The organism is Sorangium sp. So ce887 (assembly GCF_051521455.1).
Taxonomy (GTDB): domain Bacteria; phylum Myxococcota_A; class Polyangia; order Polyangiales; family Polyangiaceae; genus Sorangium.
Window position 1 is genome coordinate 2,151,561 of sequence record NZ_CP150354.1, and the last position, 23,118, is coordinate 2,174,678.

The window sequence follows — 23,118 nt, forward strand, 5'->3', positions numbered from 1 at the left end:
GCCTCGCGCCACGCAGAGTCCAGGCGAAGCGTCGCGTCGGCGCGGCGGACGCGGCGCACGGGGCCGGGCGCCCGCCGAGCGGGCGAGGAAGCCAGCCGCGGCTACAGGCACTCGGCGTTACATGACTGCGCGCACTGACTCGGCGTGAGCTGGCCGTCCTCCTGGCAGAGGTCGAGGCACGAGTCGTAGCAGCCGTCCGAGTTGTTCGGCACGAACTTCACCGTCACCGACTTCGCGCCCATCATCGTGACGAAGCAGGCATCGCCGAGGACGCTGTCGCAGCCGGTGAACACGACGTCGTGGCCCGCCGACGAGGCCAGGAGGAACACCTCGCTGCGCGTCGGGAACGCGGCCGAGCAGCTCGAGGTGCAATCGATGTTGAGCGGGGTGCTCACCACGCGGCCCGCGCCGCTGCCGGGAGCGCGGACCACGCTGAGCGTGGACGTGCCCAGGGGCGCGGGAGTGACCTCCAGGAAGGAGACCGCGCCCGCGAGGCCGGTGCCGAGATCGAACGTGGTGCGCGTGTGGTTCTGGCACGCGCCTGCGCCGGTGTTGCCGCTGCCCGCGTCGCTGCACGCGCGCGCCGTGAGCGACTGGGGCACGACGAGCGACACGATGCGGTTGTCGCCGATGGCGCTGAGCGCCGCGCCGGCCCAGCGACCGGCCCCGAAGCTCACGCGTGTGCCATAGAGATCTCTCTCCGTGAAGGCCGTCACCACGGGCACGACCTCCGCGTACGAGACGCCGGCGAGCAGGCTCGCGGGCGTCGGCTCATCGTAGAACCGGCACGTCCCGAACCCGTGTCCGCTCGTCCCGCCCTCGTCCGTGCACACGCGCACCCGCGCGCCCGGAGGGACGTAGATCGAGCGCGCCTGGTCGTTGCCGACCCCGGCGAAATTCCCCGTGTTGGCGCGGTGCTCCCCGTAGCGGAAGGCCGACACGCTGCCGCGGTAGTCCTGCTGGCTGAAGAGCAGCGCCATCGGCTCGAGCTCGACGAACGAGATCGCGTTTTTGTACCCGGCGAGCACCTCGTGCGCGCCCCCGTACTCGATGGTGGGGTTCTCGAAGGTCGTGCAGTTGATGCCGGTCCCTCCGGAGCCCTCGTCGGCGCAGTACCGCAGGCGGCTCGCGGGCGGCAGGCGGATGCGCGCGATGCTGTTGTCGCCCACGCCGGCGAGGTGCCCCAGGCTCGCGCGATGCCGGCCGATCCCGAGCTCCTGGGCGCGGCCGTCGTCCGTGCTGACGATGGCTCGGCCGAGGATGCCCGCCGAGCGCATGCAGCGATCGGCGATGTAGGGCACGCTGTGGAAGCCCCGCTCGTACTCGCCTTCTGGATAACCGCAGCTGTCATGGCGGTAGTCCTGCTGGTGCATCGACTCGTGCCAGAGGAAGCCCGCGACGTCGGCGCGCTCGTAGTCGTTCAGCCCGGAGACGGCCACGCCGTCGAGGTAGCCCCTGTCGAGGCTCACCCGCTCGTGGGAGTCGCCGTAATGATCGTACTGCGCCTCGCCGGCGCGCTCGGTCAGGTCGGCGCACGTGACGGTCACGTCGGCCATGTTGCCGCTCCGCATGATGTCGCGCGCCTTTGTGTACTGCGTGCTCCTCGGCTGGTTCGCGAACGGATCGTCGCTGCCCTCGTAACAGGGCTTGTACCACTCCATCATCCGGTGGCGCAGGCAGGCGTCGAACTCCCGGGTCATCGCGATCTGGCGGCCGGCCTGGTGCGCCTCCACGAGGACGTCGCGCTGCGCGAGCGTGCACGAGCTCGTGTTCAGGTCCCCGTACAGCGCCTGTTGCCCTTGCGCGATCTCCTGGCCGGCGGTCTCCTCGCTCGCCTCGGCCCCGCACCCGGCCAGCACGGCGGCAAACCCAAGAAAAAGCGCCTTCGTCTCTACGTCGCTCATGGTCGATCCCTCGATTGGGCCCTGCCCGAGCCGTCCCCGGAGCGGGGCGTTCGGGCGAGCGTGCCGGGCCATCGCAATCGATGTGCCTGGCCCCCTCGGGCGCGTCGCGCCGGCGAAAAGGCGAGAGAGCGAGGCCCGCGCTGCGCGGCGTCCGGACGCCGACCGGGCGCGATGCGCGAGGGCTTGCTCAACCTGGGCAGGGGCTCGCTCAAGGACCGCGCGCCGGCGCGCAAGCCGGGCGTCGCCTGGCGGCGACCCGGGGACAACAAAAAGCCAGGGCGCCGAGGGCGAAAGGAGAGCTCAGCGCTCTTCTCCCGGCGTCCTCGGCGCCCTGGCGGCTCACCTCACGCTCGTCCGAGCACCGCGCTACAGGCCGCCCTTCTCACACGGGATCTCGTACTTGTCGGTCATCATCAGGGCCCACTCGCCAGGGCCGACGAACTCGTTGCCGACGAACTCCTGGCGCAGCATCGACGGGTCCTGGGTGCACTTGCCGTCTTTTTTCTTGTAGATCACGGTGGCGTTCGCCACGCGGCCCGTCACGATCCCGCTGTTCTCGTTGCGCTCGATCCGCCACTCGTCGTCGGAGAAGATCACCTTGGCGGCCGTGATGGTCCCCTTGGACGTCATCTTGTCCACGAGCTGCTGCGCGAGCGTCTCGTCGTGAATCTTGCCGGGCGCGGGGATCGGGGGAGCTTCCTTCTTCTCCTTCTGCGCTTCCTGCGCTTCCCGCGCCTTGGCGTCGTCGGAAGCGGCCGCGGCGGTGAGCAGCGAGAAGCACCCCGTCGAGAAGAGGGCGATGGACATGAGAACGATGGCAGAGCTTGCGTGCTGGAGTGCGCGTTCGGATTTCATCTGGAGGATCTCCTGACGGAGTGGTGGGTTGCGTCGACGAGGACCGCCTGCGTCTCCCGCGGAGCTCGGAGGAACGCGCTCGGTCAAGGGGGTAACGGGCCCGCTGTGCGCTGCTGTTGACGGCTCGCCCACAATGCGCATCACGGTTTCAGCTACCTGGGAGATCGTCAAGAGAAAATCGCGGCCGAGCGCTCCTGCAGGGCGAGCGGCGTGTCGGTTTCCCTGCCGGTCTCCCTGCCGGTGCGCCTCAGCGGCGCCCGCGATTCATCTCCTTGAGGGCGAGCTTCGCGATCGCCCTCAGGGTGTCGAAGACCCCGCGGCCGCTCGCCGCCGCGGCCTCGAACTCGGGCGCTCCGCCCGGGTTGAGGAGCCCGCGGAGCTCCGCGATATCGGCGATCCCGTCGAGATCCCGCTTGTTGTACTGGATCACGAACGGCAGCCGCCCGGGCGAGCGGCCCTCTTCGGCGAGGTTGTCCCACAGGTCGGTCATCGACTCGAGGTTGGCGTCGAGCCGGGCGCGCTGCGAGTCCGCCACGAACACGACGCCATCCAGCCCCTTCAGGATCAGCTTCCGGCTCGCCCTGTAGAAGATCTGGCCCGGCACCGTGTAGAGCTGAAGGCGCGTCCGGAAGCCCGAAAGGCCCCCGAGATCGAGCGGCAGAAAATCGAAGAACAGCGTGCGATCGCTCTCGGTCTTGAGCGAGATGAGCCGCCCCTTGGCGTTCGGCACGGTCCGGTCGTACACATATTGAAGGTTCGTCGTCTTCCCACAAAGCCCGGGCCCGTAATAGACGATCTTGCAGTAGATCTCCCGGCTCGCATAATTGATGAACGCCATCGGCGTGCTCCTCCAGAGTCGACGTTCGAGGGGAGGCAAGGCCGGTCCCCGCATTGGAAGCGAAGGCGACAGGCGGCCGTCGCATGGGAAGCGAAGGCCACGGCCCGTCGCCGCATGGCAAAGGAGCGCGACCGCCCGCCCTCGCGATGGAAGGGAGGCGGCGGTCGGCCCCCACGCTGGAAGGGAGAGCGACGGCCGCTCCCCCTCACGAATCGCCGCATCGAGCGCGGCGCGCCCGGCTCGCGGGCGCGCCGCGCCCCGGCGGCCGCCCTCCGCGCTACGTCACGGGCCGCCGGCCGCGAGCCGCTCTGTTGCCACGGCCGCCGCCCCGAGCGGCGGGGCGCCGGCGGCGCTCAGCAGGACGCGTCGGCGATCGCGTGAAGGGCGGCCACGAACCCCTCCAGAGAGGCGTCGCGTGCGTCGCTGTGCTTCACGAGGCGCTCGTTCACCGCGATGAGCTCCACGACATCCTGATCCTCGCTCGCGCCCGGGACCCGCCGGAGCTCGTGGACCGCGCGGCTCACGCGCGACGGCGGGTCGAGGCACGCGAGCGCCGAGAGCGCCGCCGTCGCGCCTGCCTTTCGGCCCGCCGCGAGCGCCTCCCGCGCCATCCCGAGGAGGACCAGCGCGAAGGCGACCTGGATCGCCTCCAGGAAGCCGCGCGAGACCTCCTTGCCGCCCTGGCCGGCGTCGCTCCACGCGAACGTCACGAGCTCGCCTATCTCCGAGAAGGCGCGCCTCGACATCAGCGCAGAGAGCGTCTCCAGACCGTGCTTGTCCCAGGCGGCCCGCGTCGTCAGCTGGCGCGCGAGCCACGGGAGCAGGGGATACGCGTCGCCCCCCGCCCGGATCGACCCGAGCGCGATATCCATCAGCGCGGCCCTCGCCACGCCGTGCGCCTCCAGCCAGCCGAGCAGGTTCGCCCGCTCTGCCCCCCGCGGCGTCCGCCGCGCCTTCTCGAGGATCGCGTCCCGCAGCACCGCGGGGAAATGGGGGATATCGACGCTCCAGTCCTCGTCCGAGCCGCGCGCGCGCTCCATCGCCAGGGCGGCCAGCGCGCCGTCGTCGAGCGACAGCACCCCCGCCCGCCGCGCCGCGAGGATCTTCGCGACCGGCAGATCGCGCAGCGCGGGGCGCTCCGCGCCGAGGCCGTCGAGCTCGTCGCCGTCGAGGAGCGGTGGCAGCCCCCGGTAGACCCTGGGCGAGAAGACGAACCCCGGGGCCCACTGCACGGGCTCGCGCTTGCAGCGCGCGAGCACGCGCTCGTAGATCCCCGCCGGGACCTTGCCGCGCACGAGATCCGAGAGCTCGATCCACTCCTCCTCGTCGAGCGTGAGGCGCGGCACGCCCAGCACCTCGTGCTGGAAGTGCGCGGGATCCCGGATCGCGAGCCGGGCGAGCTGCTGGATCACTGGCCCGCTGAAGCCGCTCTCGCACCGCGCCCTCCAGCGCAGGAGATCGGATGTCCCGAGCTCCTCGATGTGCTCGGACAAGAAGGCATGATCGTCCGGATCGAGCGCCGGCTGGCGAAGCACATGAAAGAACGCGACGGGACGGGCACGGCCCCGGTGCGCGCGCACCAGAGCGTCGATTTCCGCCTTTCGCATGGCGCGACCTCATCATCCCCGGCCAGGGAGGCTCGGGGACATCCTTGAGTCTATCGTCGCCTGGCGCTTGCGCGGCCCGTCATGACTCGGCGGTCGGTGGAATGACGGATCCTGTTCCTGACCGGTGTGCCGAGGATAGCGCGAGCGCGCCCTCTGTCAAGATGAGCAGGCGCGGGAGGCTTTTGCCGCGACTTGCCGCGACTTGCCGCGACCGTCGAGAGCGGGTGGCGCGCCTCCGTCACCCTCGTCTGCGCGCGTCACGCCGGCCCGGCGATGAACCGCAGCGGCAGGGCGACCGGGCCGCGCACGGTGAGCGTGCGATTGTAGACGATCTCGCCGGGGCCGCGCTCGACCCGGGGGAAGCGCGCAATCAGCGCTTCGAGCGCCGCGCGGGCCTCCATGCGGGCCAGCGCCGCGCCGATGCAGAAGTGAATGCCGTGTCCGAACTGGAGCCCGCCGTGGGAGCCGCGGTGCAGATCGAACCGGTCCGGCTCGGGGTACTGTCGCTCGTCCCGGTTGGCCGAGGCGACGAGCGCGAGCACCAGCGCCCCGGGCGGCAGCGTCGCCCCGGCGAGCTCGACCTCCCGGGTGGTCAGCCGGGGGACGGACTGGCTCGGACCATCGTACCGGAGCACCTCCTCGAGGAAGAGCGGGACGAGGTCGGGCGCGGCGCGCAGGCGTCGCATCATGTCCGGGTGATCGGCGAGGAAGAGGAGCGCATTGCCGAGCAGGTGGGTTGTCGTCTCCAGCCCGCCCAGCAAGAGGAGGACGAGGAAGTCGACGATCTCGGTGTCCGTCAGCGCCTGTCCGTCGGCCTCGGCGCGGATCAGGTCGCTCACGGTGTCGTCCGCCGGGGCGCGGCGGCGCGCCGCGACGACGTCCCTCAGGTACCCGGTCAGCTCCGCGATCGTCGTCCGGATGCGCTCGGCGTGGGCGGGGGGCTCCGGCCCGGGCGTGACCGAGAGGATGTCGTCGGCCCATCGCTTGAAGTGCCTGCGGAGCCCGTGGTCGAGCCCGAGCACCTCGCCGATGACGAAGGCCGGCAGCGGCATCGCGAAGGCGTCGATGAAGTCGAGCTCTCCCGCGAGGGTGCCCGCGAGCTCCTCGGCGACGGCGCGGACCTGCGGCGCGAGCCGGGCCACGGTGCGCGCCCCGAACGCCCGGTGGATGAGCCCGCGCAGCCGCGTGTGCGCCGGCGGGTCGAGGGCGAGCATCGAGCTGGCGAGCGGGTTGTAACCCACCCAGGGCGGCTGCCACGCCGCCTTGAAGCCGTGCGACGAGAAGAGCTCAGGGCTCTTGAGGACGAAGAGCACGTCCTCGTACCGGCTCACGGCCCACATCCCGCCGGGCTCGACCTGGCAGACCGGCGCCGCGCGGCGCAGCTCGGCGTAGCAGGGATACGGATTCGCTCGAAACTCGGGTGAGAGCACGTCCATCCGATGATGCATCGCAGTTGCCTCCCGGGCCCCTCGGCCGGGCAGCCCCCTCGAGGGCTGCCGCGGGCGAGCGGACCACGGGCGCATCCGAGAGCACCCCGGAGGCCAGGCGGCGAGCGCCGGATTTCACGGCCGCGGCGCGGGATGGAGCGCCGCGCTGGCCGGTCAAGATGACCTGGTGGTCGGTCACTTTGACCGAGCAAAGCCCGGGAGGCAGCGCGCCTCCCGGGCTTCGATCTCGTGATGCCGGCGCTCCGCGCCGTCGATGTCGTCGTCCTACTTGCTGAAGACGAGGACCTTGCCGTCGTCGAAGACCTTGACGGCGACGACATCCTTGAGGTCGACGTCGTTGTCGCTGAGGATGTCGCCGATCTTCACGTTGTTGAGGATGTCGATCCCGTTCAGTGAGTTCTGAAGGCTGACGAGCTGAAGCTTCACGAGCAGGTTGTTCAGCGTGTTGTTCACGTTCACGAGCTCGTCGCCCGACAGGATATCCTCGAGATATACGACCTTGATGTCCTCGGCGTTCACGCCGACCAGCGCGATGATGTCCGTGATCTGGGCGGTGATGAGGCCGACGGCGCTGGTCACGCTCGTGTAGTCCGGCACGTCGGTGGGAGCCGGGGTGGACCACGACGCCAGCGCGGTGGTCGACAGGCTGAGAGCAACGAGAGCAGCGCCAACGCCGGACAGAACGCGAGACTTGATCGACTTCATGTTTGCTTATCCTCGGGTAACAGGTTCGTGGTTTACTTTGAACGTTCGACGAGCGCAGAGCACCGGTTCGTCATGAGCCAGTCGCGAGTCCCATCGATCGATCGCGCGCTCGGGCGGCCCCGTCGGGGGCGCATCCGCTTCGATCGATCTCGACCTAGGGTCGTCAGCCGGCGCTCTCACGCCGGTTTCGGTGCAGCCATGTTGTATCGAGCGGGCTCCGATAACGAAGCCCTCCCGCGCGGCGCGCTGCTGCGAAGCGCCCTGCGCGCTGCAAATCAATGTTCGCTCATGCCGTCCCGGAGCTCACGCGCCCCCTGGAAGAGCCAGTCGGCCCTCGCATTGGAGCTTATTCACGGTTGATGCCAACTCCAGAGTCGACGTCAGGACAGCAGAACCATGAACTAGTTCAATGGCTCTGTTGTCCGGGCGACAAATGTGCCTCACCGGGGCTGTGACGTTGAGACAAGATACAACAGCGCACGCGGAGCCGCGTGGGCTCTTTCGTCGTAGCGCGCTTCTGCCATTGTCGCGCGATGGGCGGGCTCAGCGGTCGTCTCGACCTCCGCTGTGAGCGGCAGCCGGAGCCGGGGATCGTGGGGCGAAATTCGAGATCGCTCGGGGAGGTCCCGCGGGCAGCGCGCGCCGAGGAGCACCCGCAATGGATGACCGCCATCCGCTCGGGCGCGCTGCAGCATGGACGCGACGCTTCGGTTGCAATGCGGAAAGAATCCTCTGCGGTCGTATCTCCGCGGGAGCTCTGTTGCATGCTGGAGCATGCAGTTGCATGCTGGAGCATGCGGTTGCATGCTGGGGCATGCAGACGCGACAGCGGAGCGCCGGCGGTCGCTGGTGCGGCTCGGTCGGGGCGCACCGCTGGCCCGCGGAGCCGGGGGCTCGGAGCGGGCGGGCCACCCGCCCGTCCTGAGGGGCGAAAGGACATGAGGGTAGCGCGGCGCGCGGCGGCTTCGCGACAGGGTAGCACCGTCGATATCTTGCTATGGCAACGAATCGGTGATGCTGCTCTCCAATCGATCCAATCGACTTGCGAGAGCTGTTTGGCACGAGACAAATCGGAACCGGCGATGAGCGCGGCGGACGGGGTAGCGGGCAGATCGCGGGGCCGCCCTCGACCGAGCGCGCGCGGAGGTCTCCTCTCGCGCTGGCCGTCAGATGTCGTGTGGCGCACCTCGAGAGGTGCCGTCCGCGGCGATCGAGCCTCCCGGACGGGCCGTCGAGCGGCGCGGCAGCGCCGGAGGAGCGACGCTCGAATGCCGTGTCCGTGGCCGGTCACCCCGCCGCGAAGCGGGGTCGGAAACGTGCCGTGCATTCGTCCACGCTCGTCCGGGGTCGTCCTGGATGTCGAGGGGAGCGCACATCCGCTTGCGTCTTCCCGCAATCGATTGCGCTTCGATTCCCGCCGTGCCAACTCAATTGGAGGCGACGCGCGCAGCCGCGGGGCTGAAGAGGCAGCGAGAACTTCGATCTTGTCGGCGATCGGGCTCGAAGGAGAGAAAGCAGGCAGCGCTGGCGTGCAAGTTGCGATTCCTCGCGTCAGACGCCCACGTTGAATACGCTCCGGGCCCTGCCCGGGCGCCGCCGTGGAATCATTCGTTCTTCATGAAAGCAAGGTTGGGAAGCGCCATGACCGAACAACGACGAGCGTTCAACCGCAGGCAGTTCTTGCAAGGGATGACCCAGGTCGCCGCGGTCGCCGCCGCGGCGCCCGCGCTCGGCTCGAACCCGTGGAGAGGCAGCACCTGCACGACGCTCACCGCGGGGCAGCCCGAGGACGTGAGCATGAGCTCCGAACGGCTGGAGGACGTCTTCGCGCGGATCCAGCGCCGGGTCAACGACGCCCTGTTCCCGGGCGCCACGGCGCTGATCGCGCGGCACGGAGTCATCGTAGGTCACCGGGCCTTCGGCAGCAAGGTCGCCGGCGCCGACGAGCCGGTGACACTCGACACAATCTTCGACCTGCAGTCGATGACCAAGGTGCTCTCGACGGCCGCGTCGGCGCTCGCGCTCGTGCAGGAGGGGGTGATCCAACTGAGCGATCCGGTGGCCAGCTACCTGCCGGAGTTCGCCGCCAACGGAAAGGGGGCCGTCACCGTCCATGACATGCTCCGTTACTCGGCCGGTCTGCCGATGGACAACCAGTTCCTCGACGAGCCGGACGCCGAGGCCGTGTGGTCGCTGATGGCCGAGACGCCGCTCGAGTACCCGACGGGTACGTCGGTGCTTTACAGCGATCTCACGTACCGCCTCCTCGGTTGCATGATCGAGGCCGCCGCGGGGGAAGATCTCGATACCGTCGCGGGCGGGTGCATCTGGGGTCCTCTCGGCATGAACGACACGATGTACTGCCCGCCCCCGGCGCTCGTCGAGCGCATCGCGGCCACGGGGTACTCGAGCATCCGGGACTGCGTCGTCCGCGGCGACGTGCAGGACGAGCAGGACTTCGCGCTGGGCGGCGTCACCGGCTGCGACGGCGTCTTCTCCACGGCGAGGGACATCGCCGTGTTCTGCCAGATGATCCTGAACGGCGGCGCCTACGGGGGCGCCGAGGTCCTGCGGCCCGATCTGGTCCGCAAGATGAAGAAGAACAACACGCCCCAGGTGACGGCGGCGGCGACCGACACCTCGCCCATCAACAACCTGCTCTACACCCCGAAGGGCCTCGGCTGGGAGCTCTGGACGAGGCGCTTCTCGAACGGCGGCATGCGGCTGTCGCCGCGCTCCTACGGCAAGGCGGGCGGCGCCGGCACGTTCATGTGGGTCGACCCGGATCTGGAGATCATCGGCGTCCTCCTGACCAACCACGGCCTGCCGCAGCCGTTCGACGACATCGGCTGGGCCCGGATGCTCGACAGCATCGGCTGCGCCGAGTTCTTCGACGGCATCATCAACGCGGTTGACGACTGATCGCCCGCGCCGCAGCGCTCCCTCTCCAGCGACGCGGGGCTGCCCGCCCATCAGCACGTCGCCGCCCAAGTTCACTCCTCGTCGCGCGGGAGGTCTGGCCTGCCCGGCCCGATCTATAAAAGGACGGATCGCGCCGGCACCCCAGGCCGGCCTATGCCCCACGGGAGGGAATATCATGCAACTCAAGACCGTGCTCATCGTCGATGATGAGGAGGCAATCCGGGAGACCCTCCAGATGACGCTGGAGCTCGAGGGCTACGAGGTCCATACGGCGGAGCACGGCAGGGCGGCGCTCGAAGCGCTCGAACGGGCGCCGCGGCCCGGCGTCATCCTGGTCGACCTGATGATGCCGATAATGAACGGATGGGAGTTTATCGCCGCCGTCATGCAGGATTATCGGTTCTCGGCGATCCCGATCCTGGTCTTGACGGCCTTTCCCGACAAGGCGGGAGCACTGCCTGCTCAGGGCGTGCTGAGCAAGCCAATCAGCCTGGACGCGCTCCTCGACGTCGTCCATCAGTACTGCGGCTGAACGACTGCGGCTGAACGCCGCGCGACGAGCGAGCGACCCAGCAGGCTTGACACCGCCTGCATGATGCCGCCTTGACCGAGACGCCGGACTGAAGAGCTCAGCCTTCGAATGCCATGTCGGATGCCATGATAGAGAGCTACACCATCACGGAGACGCTGGACGACGAGGTGGCTCAGTCCGAGCAGCGCTCCCCGCACCTCCTCGAACCCAGGCCCGGCCAGTCGACGGCTGCCGTCGTGGCGCGGGCGGAGCAGCTCGACCTCATGGCCGTGCTCCAGGCGTCGCAGGCCATCTCCAGAGAGATCGTCCTCTCGCGCCTGCTCGAAGCCCTGGTGCGCACCATCGTCCAGCAGGCCGGCGCGCAGAGGGGTGTGCTGATCCTCGCCCGCAACGACGAACTTCGCGTCGCGGCGGAGGCGCGCTCGGGACCAGGCGAGGCTCAGGTCGTGCTCGAGGACCGAGAGCTCTCGGCCGCGATGGCCCCCGTGTCGGTCATCCTCCACGTTCGGAGGAGCCGCGAGCGCGTGCTCCTGCGTGACGCGAGCGGGCGGGGTCTCTTCTCCGACGACCCTTACCTCGTCGCTGTGAGCCCGAGGTCGGTCCTGTGCTTACCCATCCCGGGGCGGACCGAGATCGCCGCCGTCTTGTATCTCGAGAACGAGCTCCTCGCCGGGGCGTTCACGCCGAACAAGCTGACGGCGATCGAGCTGCTGATCGCGCAAGCGGCCATCTCGCTCCAGAACGCGATGCTGGTTGCGGATCTCGAGCAGGCCGCGCTCATCGTCGGGAGCAGCCCAGCCGTGCTTTTTCGCTGGATGCCCGGGCCCGAGCTCGTCGCCACGTATGTGTCCGACAACGTGGCGGCCGTGCTTGGCCATCGGCCATGTGACCTCCTCTCGGGGGCGGTGACGTTCTCGTCGTTGGTTCACCCGGACGACCGGGAGCGCGTGATGGGCGAGATCGCCGCCTGCGGGGCGGCTGGTCGCGACCGCTTCGAGCAGGAGTATCGTGTTGTCTGCGGGGACGGGCGCGTCCGATGGGTCGATGACCGGACCGCGATCGAGCGCGACGCCACGGGGCGGATCCGCCATTACCAGGGCTTCCTCGCCGATGTCACCGAGAAGAGGGCAGCAGACGAGCCGCGGCGGCGGAGCGAGGAGCTGCTCCGTGCCATCGTCGACAACACGACGGCGATCGTCTACGCCAAGGATGCCGAGCGCCGCATCCTCACGCTCAACCGCCGGTTCGCGGAGGTGTGGGGCATCCCGGTTGCGGATCTGATCGGCACGACGGGCGACCAGGCGCTCCCCGGGGAGGTCGCCGAGCTGTTCCGGGCGAGCGATCTCAAGGCGATGGCGGCCCGCGCCCCGGTGCAGATGGAAATGACGCTGCCGCAGCCCGACGGCGTGCACACGTACATCTCCCTCAAGGTCCCGCTCTTCGACGCGTCGGGGGTGGTGCACGGCGTGTGCGGGATCTGCACGGACATCACCGAGCGGGTCGAGGCGGAGAAGGAGCGCGAGCGCCTGCTCCGCGAGGCGCAAGAGGCGCTTCGGATCCGGGACGAGTTCCTCTCCATCGCCTCCCATGAGCTGAAGACGCCGCTCACGCCGCTCCGCCTGCACCTGCAGCTGCTCCGGCGGCACCTCGTGGATCCGGCGCTCGCGGCGCACCCCAAGACGCAGAGCTTCTACAAGCTCCTGGAGATATCGAACCACCAGCTGGAGCGGCTCACCAAGCTGGTCGACGACCTGCTCGACGTGTCGCGGATCAGCGCGGGGCAGCTCGCGCTGCAGCTGGAGGACGTCGATCTCTCGTCGCTGGCGAGCGACGCCGCGGAGGGGTTCTGCCAGGATCCCTCCTCCGTGGAATCACGCCTGTCGCTCTGCGCGAGCGAGGCAGTCATCGGCCGCTGGGATCGGTTCCGGATAGAGCAGGTGGTCGTCAACCTGCTCGCGAACGCGGTGAAGTATGGGAAAGGAAAGCCGATCACCGTGAGCGTTCAGCGCCGAGGAGCGCTCGCCGAGCTCCGGGTTGAGGACCATGGCATCGGCATCGCGCGCGAGGTGCAGGACCGGATCTTCGATCGCTTCGAGCGCGTCGTCTCGATCCGGAGCTTCGGAGGCCTCGGGCTTGGCCTGTACATCACCCGCCAGATCATCGAGGCGCACCGCGGGACCATTCGTGTGAGCAGCGCGCCGGGGCAGGGCGCGACGTTCACGGTCGAGCTGCCGATCGGCGGATCGTGAGGGATCGAGTCCGGTCCTTCAGTCCGGATCGAGCGCGTAGACGGCCGTTGTCGTCTGGCGGCCCGTGAGGTTGCGCTCGCCCAGCGCGCGCAGGGGGAAGGCGTCGCCGGCGAGGGCCCTGGTCGCCCCGGAGACCAGCACCTGGTTCGGCGCCGCGATGGCCTCGAGCCGCGAGGCCACGTTCACCACGTCGCCGATCACCGTGTATTCCATCCGCTTGTCGGAGCCGATGTTGCCGACGATCGCCTCTCCGGAGTTCACGCCGACGCCGAGGCGGATCTCGATATCGTATTTCTCGCGCCACTCCTCGTTCGCCGTCTCGAGGAAGCGCATCATGTCCTCCGCCGCCGCGAGCGCGCGGCGCGCGTGATCCGCCTGCGCGAGCGGGGCGCCCCAGACGGCCATGACGCAGTCGCCGATGAACTTGTCGACCGTGCCCCCGTGCCGGAACACGATCTCGGTGAGCATCGAGAAGAGCTCGTTGAGGAGCGCGACCATGCGCTCGGGGTCGCGCGACTCGGCGAGCGGCGTGAAGCCGACCACGTCGGCGAAGAGCACCGACACGGCCGCGCGCTTGCCGCCGAGCGCGAGCGGGTGCTCGCCCCGCACGATCGCGTCGACGACGGCCCTGTCCATGAACCGGCCGAGATCGCCGCGGAGCTTCGCCTCCCGGGCGATCTCCGCCTCGCCCTGCTCGAGATCCTCGGCCATGCGGCCGAGCGAGGCCGCGAGCTCGCCGATCTCGTCGCGCCGCCCCTCGCCGAGCGCGATCTCGCGCCAGCGCCGGGCGCCGATGAGCCGCGCCTGCGCGACGAGGTGGAGGATCGGGCCCGTGACATGGCGGGCGGTGAAGACCGCGAGGACGAGCGCGAGGACGAGCGCGCCGGCGGCGACCGCGAGGCCGCGGCGCCGCATCTCGTCGAGCGCCGCGAAGGCCACCGGCTCCGGACGCCAGATCGCGACCGCCCAGCCGAGGTCGGGCAGCGTCTCGATGGCGCCGATCATCCGCTGGCCACCCTCGTCGTGCGGGCTGAGCACGCTGATCTTGTCGGTCCACACCGCGCCCGGCGGGAGCTTGCCCCAGAGCGGCAAGGCGGAGACGTCGCTGCCCGGCGCGGCGCCCGGCACCCCGAACGCCGCGATCGCCCGGCGATCGTGGCCCGCGATGAGCAGGCGCACCTCGCGGCCGCCGAAGCGGCGCTCGGCGATCGCCGCGAGATCGCGGCCGAGCGCGTCGAGCGCCACCTCCGCGACCACGTAGCCGGCAGGGCCGCGCGGGGAAGGCGGCGGCGCGCCGGCCGGGTCTGCGCCCGCGTCGCCGGAGGGGCGCACGCGGGCCACGAGGAGGCCGCGGGCCGGCCCGACCACGCCGAAGCCGACCCCGCGCTCGTCCGCGAGCCGGCGCAGCGCAGCCGGCGCCGCGGGGACGTCCGCGCCGGACGACGCCTTGCGGATCACGGTGCTGATCCCCGCGTCGGGCACCTCCAGCCGCACCGCGTCGATCAGCGCGCGCGTCGCGACGAGGGCGCGCACCGACGCGACAGCGTCCTCGTCCCGGATCGCGCCGCCCGCGGCATGGCCGAAGATGGCCGCCGCCGCGACCGCGTCGCTCTCGACGTCCCGGACGTGCTGGATCGAGGCCGAGGCCACCTCGGAGAGGACCGCCGCCTGCAAGCTCTCCTCGGACGTCCGCACGGCGCGCCGGTTCACGTCGGCGAGGAGCGTCACGGCGACGGCCACGGGGACGAGCGCGACCCCCGCGAACAGCGCGATCGCCTTCGTCTTGAGCGAGAGCGCCCTCACGAGGAGGCCTCGGCGCGCGGCCGGGTGATGCGGTCATTCCCACCCGCGGCCGGTGGCGGCGAGGGCCGCGCTCCGGCCGCGTCGCGCGTCGGATCACTCAAGCGGGCCGTCCTTCCAGCCGGCCGCGCCCTCGTCCGTGCGCTTGCGGATCTGGAACTCCACCCGGCGGTTCCTGGCCCGGCCGTCGGGGGCGCGGTTGTCGGCGATGGGCCGGCGCGCGCCGAAGCCGCGCGCCTCGAGGCGGCGGGCGTCGATGCCGTGCGCCGTGAGCCACGCGACAACGGCGAGCGCGCGGCGCTGCGAGAGCTTCAGGTTCGCCTGAGCGTTGCCCTGGTTGTCCGTGTGGCCGTCGACCGCGACCCGGGCGATCTCGGGGTGCTCCTCGAGGACCGCCGCGACCTCGGAGAGCAGCTCGAAGCTCTCCGGCTCGATCTCGGCCCTGCCGGTCGGGAACTGGACCTGCTGCAGGATGACGATCTGCGAGCCCTCGATGCGCACCGCGAACGGGCAGCCGTGCGTCGCGCGGTCCTCGCTCGGCTTGCCGCGCTCGTAGGGGCAGGCGTCCGTCGCGTTGGGGATGCCGTCGCCGTCCGTGTCCGCAGGGCAGCCGTGCTTCGACGTGGGCCGCGACCCCGCGCTCCCGGGGGCGCCGTCCGCGGCGGCGCTGCTCACGCCCGGCACGTCCGGGCAGCGATCGTCGACGTCGTAGATCCCGTCTTGGTCCCGGTCCGGCGGGCAGCCGCGCCGGAACGCCGTCCGCGCGCCCGCGGCCGCGGCCGGCGGGCGCGCCTCGCCGATGACCCGGGGGCACGCGTCCTCCGCGTCGGGGACCGAGTCCCCGTCGAGATCGGCGACCGGAGCCGGCGCCCGCGCGGCGCCCCGGTCGCCGCCCGCCCCCGCAGGCGCGGCCGCGGGGGCCCGAGAGGCGGCGGGGGCCGCCGCCGGCAGGACGTCGGCGGCGATGCCGAGCGCCGCGAAGAAGCGCGCCTTCGGCGTGCCGGGCAGCCGCCCGAAGCCGGGGCCGGCGCCCGCGTCCAGCGTGAGCGGGCCCAGCGACCAGCGCGCGGTGAGCAGGAGCTCCGCCCCCGCGCGGCCCGGGACCCGGAGCGCCGACGCCTCGCCGGCGGCGGCCCACACGGAGAGCTCCGACCCGAGCTGCAGCGGGCCTCTGCGGACGCCGGCGCCCGCGGTGAAGAAGACCTCGCTGCCCGTCAGGCTGTCCGCCGAGGCCGGCTGGAACCGGCCCCCCGCCGAGGCCGCCCAGAGGAAGCCCGGGTGCTCCGCCCCCACGATCACCCGCGGCGCGTAGCGCACGGCGCCCGCGCCGGCGAACGCCGACGCGTCGCCGGTCGGCAGCCAGACGGAGAGCCCGAGCGCCGCCGCCGGCCGGAGCCCCTCCTGGGGCAGGAGCGTCACCCTGCCGCCGGCCTGGAGATCGGCGACGGCGGCGCCGCCGGCGGGCGCCGTGACGCGGACGTCCCCGAGCGCGCCGGACGCGCCGCCCTGGTCCAGCACGAACGGCACGTCGAGGTCGAGCTTGACCCGGCGCAGGAGCTCGACGCTCGCGAGCGCATGGAGGATCGCCTGCCGGTCCACCCACGTCACAGCGCCTGCAGGCGCTGTCCCGCGCAGGCTGAGCGGTTGATATGAATAGGAAAGTAGCAGTCCGACCGCCGGCCGGAGCTCGCCGGATACGCCGGCAGAAGGGACGGTGGACAACCCGTCGCCCGCGGGCGCGGGAGCGAGCCTGTCGAGCGCGGTGGCCTCCTGCGCCGCGGCCGGCATGGAAGCCGAGGCGGCGGCGACGAGGAGCGGGGAGGCCAGGAGGGGCGCGATGACGCGCGCCGACCAATACGCCATCGGTCAGCTCGTATCCCATTGCCTGGTCTCTTGCAACGCCGATCTCGATCCGGTAGCGTGCCGCGGGCGTGGCACCGTCAAATGGCCAGTCCGTCGCTGTCGCGGTGCTCCTCGGCTGCGCCAGCCACGTTGGCTACGTCGGCGCGTCGAGCGCCGCAGAGCCGACGCCCGGATATCCAGAGGCGGTCATCCAATGGGGCGTGCAGGGAGGAGAGACGTGCGATCACATCGCAGATGTCCTCTACGGCTCGCCCAGGCACGTTGGGCTGATCCAGCGATATAACCGCGTTGCGTGCGGCCCGGGCACGGCGCTCGCGGAGGGGCTCACGCTCGTCCTCCCCGCCGAGGTGACGTCGATCCCCGACGCGAAGATCCGGTCGATGCACCCGGACGTGCGCGCGCGCCCGGCGGGCGAAGGCTGGTCGCCCGCGACGCCGGGGATGCCGCTCCTCACGAACTCGAGCGTCAACACGCTGGATGAGGGGCGGGCAGATATCGAGTTTGTGGATCGGACTCGGGTGTTGCTCGCGCCCAATACGCTCGTCGTCATCTACGGTACGGCGAGCCGAACCCGGGTATCGAAGACGCCGCCGGCGGCCGTCGAGCTCGCGGACGGCGAGGTGAAGGCCGCGCTCGCCGCGCTGCGCGGCCAGTCGGTCGAGGTCGCCACGGGCGGGGGCGGCCGGGTGAGCGCGTCGTCGCGGGACACCGTGGTGCAGCGGCGCGGGGAGCGCACCACGGTCGCTGTGTTCGACGGCAAGGCGGGCGTCAGCTCGGGCGGCACCTCCGTCGTGGTCCCGAAGGATCATGGTACCCGGTTCGCGGACAGGTCGCCGCCCGCGCGCCCGCGCCCGCTGCCGCCGCCGCCGGCGTGGACGACCGCGGACGCCGCGCCTGTCGCGCTCGCGCCGGGGGGGCTCGGCGTCCTGTCGGCGTCGTGGCAGCCCGCGCCCGGGGCGGCCGGCTACCGCGTCGAGGTCGCGCGCGACCCGGAGCTCAACGACCTCATCGTCCGCGAGGAGGTGAAGCCGGACGTCGTGTCCTTCCGCGCGGAGAAGATGCCGGCCGGCGCCTATTTCCTTCGGGTCCGGGTCATCGATCGGGAGGAGTACCTGGGGGTGGGCGCGGTGCGCACGTTCCACCTCGTCGCCGCGCGGGTCTCGGGGGGCGTCGCCCCGGCGGCGCGGGAGATCACCGCGAACCCGTACGGGGTCATCGAGCTCACGCCGACCCCCGCGCTCGAGCTTTCGCTCGACGACGGGCCGTTCGGCCCGATCCCCGAGCGCATCGACCTCCTCCAGCGCGCCCCGCGCGAGCTCCGGCTGCGCGAGCGGGGCAGCGCCGCGCCCGCGGCGGTGACGTCGCTCCCGGTCCGGTACACGAAGGTGGGCGCGGCGGTCCGGGCTGCGCGCGTGGCGACGGCGGACGGGCAGGCGCTCGAGGCGCGGGTGGAGCTCGAAGGGCTCGCGGGGATCGACGTCGCGCAGCGGGTGGCGCCGCGGATCTTCGCCCACCTGCCGGGCGGGGTGCGCTCCGCCGCGCTGACCGGCGGCGAGCGCGGCGGAGCGCTGATCGCGCGGATCCCGCTGCCCCGGGAGGCGATGCGCCCTGGCGAGCCGCTGCGTGTCCGGATCGACGTGGCGGACGGCCGCGGCGGTGTGCTCGGCACGAGCGACGCCGAGCTGCCCGCCGCGCCGGGGCCGGCGCGAGCGCCGCCGCGGGCGTCCCCGGCGCCCCCGGCCGCGCCCGTGCTGGGCGCGTACCTCCCGCTCCTGCCGGTGTCCGTGGCGGCGGACGTGCTCTGGCTCGCGCCCACGCCGCCCGCCGTGGTCGCCGTCGGCGCGGCCGCGGTGCGCTCCGGCGGCGGCTGGGTCGCTGCGGGGCAGGTGCGCGCGAGCGGCGCCGTCGGACCGCTGGGGTTCGACATCTCGCTGCGCTCGAACCCCGCCGGCGACGGCGAGGGGGTGGGCAGCGCCGGCTGGATCGGCGCGCGCTACCGCGCCCTGCGCCTCGGGCGCTCGGAGCTCGAGCTCGGCCCCACGCTCCGCCTCGGCGTGCCCCTGGCCGACGGGAGCCCGCCTGTCCGCATCGAGCCCGGGATCGCGCTCGGCGGCGCGGCGGGCCGGCTGACGTGGGTGGTCGACCTCGGCGCGCGCCTCCGCGCCGCGGGCGGCGAGGGCGGCGACGGCGGCGCAGCGGGCGGCGGTGAGCTGACCCCGTCGGCGGCGCAGGGCTTCCTCCTGGCGGGCGTGGCGGCCGACGCCGCGTCGTGGCTCCGGCTGCACAGCGCGCTGGATCTGCACCTCGTCCAGCGGGACGACGCGGCGAACGACGGGTTCGCCGGCCTGTCGGCGGGCGCCGAGGCGGGCGGCGCGCTGTTCGGGGCGCTCTCGGTGCGGGTGAGCCCCTGGCGCGAGGCGGGCGAGGGCCCGGTGACGGCGCAGATCGCGGTGGGCTTCCGCGAGGCCTCGCCGTGAGCGCCGACGACGGCGCGCGCCGGCCGCCGGACGGGGACGCCGGCCGCACCGTGCTGAAGGGCGGGCGGGGGCTGGGCACCCGGCCGGCGCCCGATCCTCACCTGTCCACCGGCCGCCTGGCGGGCGCGGAGACGCTCCCCTCGGACGTGCCCGAAGCGGGCCCGTCGCAGCGGATGGGCGTCGGGCGGGTCCTTGGCGGCAAGTACAACCTCGTGCGGCTGCTCGGCGCGGGCGGGATGGGGGAGGTCTACGAGGCGGAGCACGTCCTGCTCGGCGTCCCGGTCGCGGTGAAGACGATGCACCCGCACATCGCGATGCTCCCGGAGAGCCGGCGGCGGTTCCTCCGCGAGGCGCGCGCCGCCTCCAGGCTCGTGCACCGGAACGTGGTCAAGGTGCTCGACCTCGGCGGCGACGAGGACGACGGCGACGAGCTGATCTACCTCGTGATGGAGCTGCTCAAGGGGCAGTCGCTCGCCGCGCGGCTCCGGGCGCCGCGCGAGCTGCTGGGCCTCGCCGAGGCGGCGGCCATCTTCGCGGGCATCCTCGAGGGCGTGGGCGCCGCGCACGCGTCCGGCATCGTGCACCGCGACCTCAAGCCGGAGAACGTGCTGCTCGCGGAGCAGGACGGCGAGCTCGTCGCCAAGGTCGTCGATTTCGGCCTGGCGCACCTCGACGATCCGCTCGACGCCGGCCCGACGCTCACCTCGAAGGACATGGTCGCGGGCACGCCGGAGTACATGAGCCCCGAGCAGTGCCGCTCGCTCGTCGTGGGCCCGAGCTCCGATCTTTACGCGTGTGGCTGTATTCTTACGTCACTGTTGCAAGGCACGCCGCCGTTCTGCGGTCTCCCTGCGGTGGAGCTCATGGCGATGCACATGTTCTCGATCCCGCCGCCGCTGATCCGTCCGCCCGGGGCGCCGCCGGTCCCGCCGCTCCTGGAGCGGCTCCGGCTGGACCTCCTGTCGAAGCTGCCGGAGCGGCGCCCGGAGAGCGCCGCGGCGGCGCGGGCGCGGCTCGATGAGGCGATGTCGCGGGAGGCGGAGGCGCGGCGGCTGCCCGAGCGCAAGGCGGACGAGCCGCTCGGGGGGCGGGGCGAGCGCGCGCAGCCCTGGCCGGACGGCGAGACCGCGCGGCTCGCGCCGGTCCCGGAGCACGCCGTCGCGCTGCTCCGGCTCGCGCCGGCGGGCCAGGGGCTGAGCGAGGCGTGCGAGATCGGGCTCGACGCGCAGCGGATCCACCTGGCCGAGGTGCCCGACGCCGCCGCGCTCGTCGCGTCGGGGCTCGGCGTGGCGGTGATCGACGCCGGCGCCGACGTGGACGCCGCGTGCGCGCTGCTCGAGGCGCTCGGCCGCGCGGCGCCCGGCCTGCGCGCTGTCGTGTGCGCGGCGGGGCTCTCCTCGGACAGGATGAACGCGCTCGTCGCGGCGGGTGCCGCCGATGTGGCGCGGTATCCGGTGGCGCCGGACGTGCTGTCGCGCAAGATCGCGCGGGTCGTGCGCCGCGGGCGCTAACGTGCGGCGCGGGGCGGCAGCAGTGGCCGCGCGCCGCGCAGGCGAGCGACCAGGAGCTCATGGCCGCCCGAGAGGAGGCTGGGCGTGAGCCGCCGGGGTGGATGACCGCAAGGCGGTCAGCGCGGCTTGGTAGACGGTCTGGAAGCGAGCCTGCTCGGGCGCGAGCTCGGCGGCGCGTTTCAGCGGCTCGAGCGCTTGGTCCTGGTGGCCTTGCCGGACCAGGGCGAGGCCCAGCGAGTGGAGCAACTCGGCCTGCTCGGGGAGGCGGGTGATGCCGCGCCGAAGCAGCGCGACGCCGTCCGCGTCGCGACCGAGCTCGCGATAGAGGTCGGCGAGGTTCACGTAGGTGGGGACGTAGCCGGGCTCGATGCGAAGCGCGGCGAGGTAGGCCTGCTCGGCGTCGCGCGGCTTGCCCGTGCGGGTGAAGATGAGGCCCAGGTTGTTCTGGGCTTCGGCTCGATCGGCGTGGAGGGTTTGCGTGGCGATGTACTCGCGCAACGCTCCGTCCAGATCCTGCGCGGCGCGCTCGGGCAAGGCGCCGAGGTCGACGCCCGCAAGCACGCGCGCGGCTTCGACGCGCACACCGCGCACGGGATCGGCGAGGAGCGGCGCGGCGACGGCCGCGATGCGACGAGGGTCGTAGCTCTCCAATGCGCTGAGCGCAGCGCGCCGTAGCAGCGGGTCGGGATCGGCGAGCGCCGAGCGGAGGACGGCGAGCGACGCGGCCGTCGGGGCGGCGCGCAGCGAGGCGAGCGCGGTGGCGCGCGCGATGGCGGGGTTGGCGCGGTCGGTCGCGAGCCGCTGGAGCTCGGCGGCGACGGCCGGGTCGCCGGGCGCGGTACGCGCGAGAGCGAAGACCTCGGTGGTTGTCTGGTAGCTCTGCGCGGGGCGGCCGAGCCAGGCTCGCACGGCGTCGGCGGCCCAGCTCGCGGGCTTTTGCGCGTGGCAGTCGGTGCATGTGTTCGGGATCCCGAGGCGGACCGAGAGATCCGGCCGAGGCACCCGGAAGCCGTGATCGTGACGGACGTCGACGCCCATGTACGTGCGCGCCGGCATGTGGCAGTCGACGCAGCGCGGAGCGGCGGGCCCGCTGGGCGTGACGCTGCCGTTCGCGGCGTGGTGGTGATGCTCGGGGACATCGAAGCGCGCCGGTTCGTGGCAGGACGCGCACAGGCCGTTGCCCTCGGCGCGCAGACGGCCGGCGTGCGGCTCGTGGCAGTCGCTGCACGTCACGCCGGCGTGCGCCATCTTGCTCTGCTGGAACGAGCCGTAGGTGAAGACTTCGTCGCTCATCACGCCGTCGGGCGTGTAGGAGGGCGCGGTCAGCAGCTCGAGCGCGACGCTGTCGAGCAGCGGGGCGCCGTGCCGGAGCGGCTGCGAGAGGGTCTCCCGGCGGCTGTGGCAGAACGCGCACGTGGCACTTTCGGTGCCGCTCGAGGGGCTCTTGCCACGCTGCGCGGTGCCGCTGGGCAGCCGTGTCCACGTGGCGCCCTGACGCTCGTCGAAGCGCACGTCGAGGCCCTTCGAGGGGTCCGGCGTCCGAGCCTGGGTCCAGTCGAGGTGGCGCGCGCCGCCGCCGTGGCAGCCTTCGCACCCGACGCTGATCTCGGACCAGGTGGTGGTAAAGTGATCAGCGGCCGCGTCGTACCCTTTCGTGACGTGCGTCGAGTGGCACTCGGCGCACATGTGATTCCAGTTCTGGCTGGCGGCGGTCCAGTGCAGCACGTCGCCGGCGCGAACGCTGTCGCGCTCCTGCAGGTGGTACCAGCGCTGCCCACCGCGTGCTTGGGGGCGCGAGTCCCACGCAAACGGCAGCACCTGCAAGCGTCCGCCCGGGCCGGCAACGAGGTACTGCTGGAGCGGTTCGACGCCGAAGGTGTACAACACCTCGTAGCGGTGCAGCTGGCCATCGGGGCCGTCCGTGGTGACCCAGTATCTTCCGTCCTGATAATCGAAGCGGTGGACCAGCCCAGCGTAACGCAGGCGCGCCCCCCCGAAGTTCCCGAGCACGGTGGCGGCGCTCGCGTGCTGCATGGCCCGCGCGTGCTGGGACCCCTGCCACGCGGCGTGCTCTTCGGCGTGGCACGGTGCGCAGCGGTCGCTGCCGACGAAGCCGGCCGCTGCGCGCTCTGGCGAGTCCTCCGCCGGGCTCACCCGCTTTGCGGTACCCGACGAGGCCTCCGCGGCGTCGCCGTGCGCCGCCCCGGGTTTCGCCCCCGGAGCGCTCGCCGTGGAGGCGTCGGCTGGCGTGAGGGAGGATGTGCTCGTGGGCGCGCGCCAGACCACGACCGCGGCGAGCGCCAGGGTCAGGACGGCGAGGGGCCACCAACGAACGAGTCGGGAATCGGCCATGAGCGGAGCGGAGGCAAGCACCGCCGCGAGACTCGGGTCGTGCAGAGACGCCCGG

The 23,118-nt window shown here is 72.1% G+C and carries 14 protein-coding genes; 5 read left to right on the plus strand and 9 right to left on the minus strand.

The window, feature by feature from the left end:
* Window positions 1-101 precede the first annotated feature (101 nt).
* The 6 genes from WMF36_RS08100 to WMF36_RS08125 all read right to left on the minus strand — a co-directional run bounded on the left by WMF36_RS08100 (window position 102) and on the right by WMF36_RS08125 (window position 7,357).
* Complete coding sequence (locus WMF36_RS08100) at window positions 102-1,904, minus strand: hypothetical protein (protein WP_437579035.1); 1,803 nt, start codon at window positions 1,902-1,904, stop codon at window positions 102-104.
* A gap of 366 nt (window positions 1,905-2,270) precedes the next feature.
* Window positions 2,271-2,711, minus strand: coding sequence for a hypothetical protein (locus WMF36_RS08105; RefSeq protein WP_437579036.1), 441 nt, complete (start codon window positions 2,709-2,711; stop codon window positions 2,271-2,273).
* Window positions 2,712-3,006: 295 nt separating this feature from the next.
* Complete coding sequence (locus tag WMF36_RS08110) at window positions 3,007-3,597, minus strand: GTP-binding protein (RefSeq protein WP_437579037.1); 591 nt, start codon at window positions 3,595-3,597, stop codon at window positions 3,007-3,009.
* A gap of 353 nt (window positions 3,598-3,950) precedes the next feature.
* Window positions 3,951-5,204 carry a hypothetical protein gene (locus tag WMF36_RS08115; RefSeq protein ID WP_437579038.1) on the minus strand — a complete coding sequence of 418 codons (1,254 nt, stop codon included), beginning with the start codon at window positions 5,202-5,204 and terminating at the stop codon, window positions 3,951-3,953.
* 257 nt (window positions 5,205-5,461) lie between these two features.
* Window positions 5,462-6,652, minus strand: coding sequence for a cytochrome P450 (locus WMF36_RS08120; RefSeq protein WP_437579039.1), 1,191 nt, complete (start codon window positions 6,650-6,652; stop codon window positions 5,462-5,464).
* A 264-nt stretch (window positions 6,653-6,916) separates the two neighbouring features.
* Complete coding sequence (locus tag WMF36_RS08125; protein WP_437579040.1) at window positions 6,917-7,357, minus strand: hypothetical protein; 441 nt, start codon at window positions 7,355-7,357, stop codon at window positions 6,917-6,919.
* 1,641 nt (window positions 7,358-8,998) lie between these two features.
* Between WMF36_RS08125 and WMF36_RS08130 the strand changes: the two genes are divergently transcribed.
* From WMF36_RS08130 to WMF36_RS08140, 3 genes are all read left to right on the plus strand, one after another.
* On the plus strand, window positions 8,999-10,279 hold the full coding sequence (locus tag WMF36_RS08130; protein WP_437579041.1) for a serine hydrolase domain-containing protein: 1,281 nt from the start codon (window positions 8,999-9,001) through the stop codon (window positions 10,277-10,279).
* A gap of 175 nt (window positions 10,280-10,454) precedes the next feature.
* Window positions 10,455-10,811 (plus strand): response regulator, encoded by a 357-nt coding sequence (locus WMF36_RS08135; protein WP_437579042.1) that lies wholly within the window; start codon window positions 10,455-10,457, stop codon window positions 10,809-10,811.
* A gap of 113 nt (window positions 10,812-10,924) precedes the next feature.
* Complete coding sequence (locus WMF36_RS08140) at window positions 10,925-13,060, plus strand: ATP-binding protein (protein WP_437579043.1); 2,136 nt, start codon at window positions 10,925-10,927, stop codon at window positions 13,058-13,060.
* An 18-nt stretch (window positions 13,061-13,078) separates the two neighbouring features.
* Here WMF36_RS08140 and WMF36_RS08145 read toward each other — a convergent pair whose 3' ends face one another.
* Both WMF36_RS08145 and WMF36_RS08150 read right to left on the minus strand, forming a co-directional pair.
* Window positions 13,079-14,863 carry an adenylate/guanylate cyclase domain-containing protein gene (locus WMF36_RS08145; RefSeq protein ID WP_437579044.1) on the minus strand — a complete coding sequence of 595 codons (1,785 nt, stop codon included), beginning with the start codon at window positions 14,861-14,863 and terminating at the stop codon, window positions 13,079-13,081.
* Window positions 14,864-14,956: 93 nt separating this feature from the next.
* Complete coding sequence (locus WMF36_RS08150; RefSeq protein ID WP_437579045.1) at window positions 14,957-16,723, minus strand: OmpA family protein; 1,767 nt, start codon at window positions 16,721-16,723, stop codon at window positions 14,957-14,959.
* A 68-nt stretch (window positions 16,724-16,791) separates the two neighbouring features.
* Here WMF36_RS08150 and WMF36_RS08155 point away from each other — a divergent pair, with 68 nt between their 5' ends.
* Window positions 16,792-19,200: a FecR domain-containing protein gene (locus tag WMF36_RS08155; RefSeq protein ID WP_437579046.1), complete on the plus strand. Its 2,409-nt coding sequence runs from the start codon at window positions 16,792-16,794 to the stop codon at window positions 19,198-19,200.
* Window positions 19,197-20,711 carry a serine/threonine-protein kinase gene (locus tag WMF36_RS08160; protein ID WP_437579047.1) on the plus strand — a complete coding sequence of 505 codons (1,515 nt, stop codon included), beginning with the start codon at window positions 19,197-19,199 and terminating at the stop codon, window positions 20,709-20,711. The genes WMF36_RS08155 and WMF36_RS08160 overlap by 4 nt, the downstream gene beginning before the upstream one ends.
* Window positions 20,712-20,768: 57 nt before the next feature.
* Here the strand turns inward: WMF36_RS08160 and WMF36_RS08165 are convergent, their stop codons facing one another.
* A complete protein-coding gene (locus WMF36_RS08165; RefSeq protein ID WP_437579048.1) occupies window positions 20,769-23,063 on the minus strand; it encodes a multiheme c-type cytochrome in 2,295 nt (764 codons plus the stop codon).
* Between the last annotated feature and the right edge of the window lie 55 nt (window positions 23,064-23,118).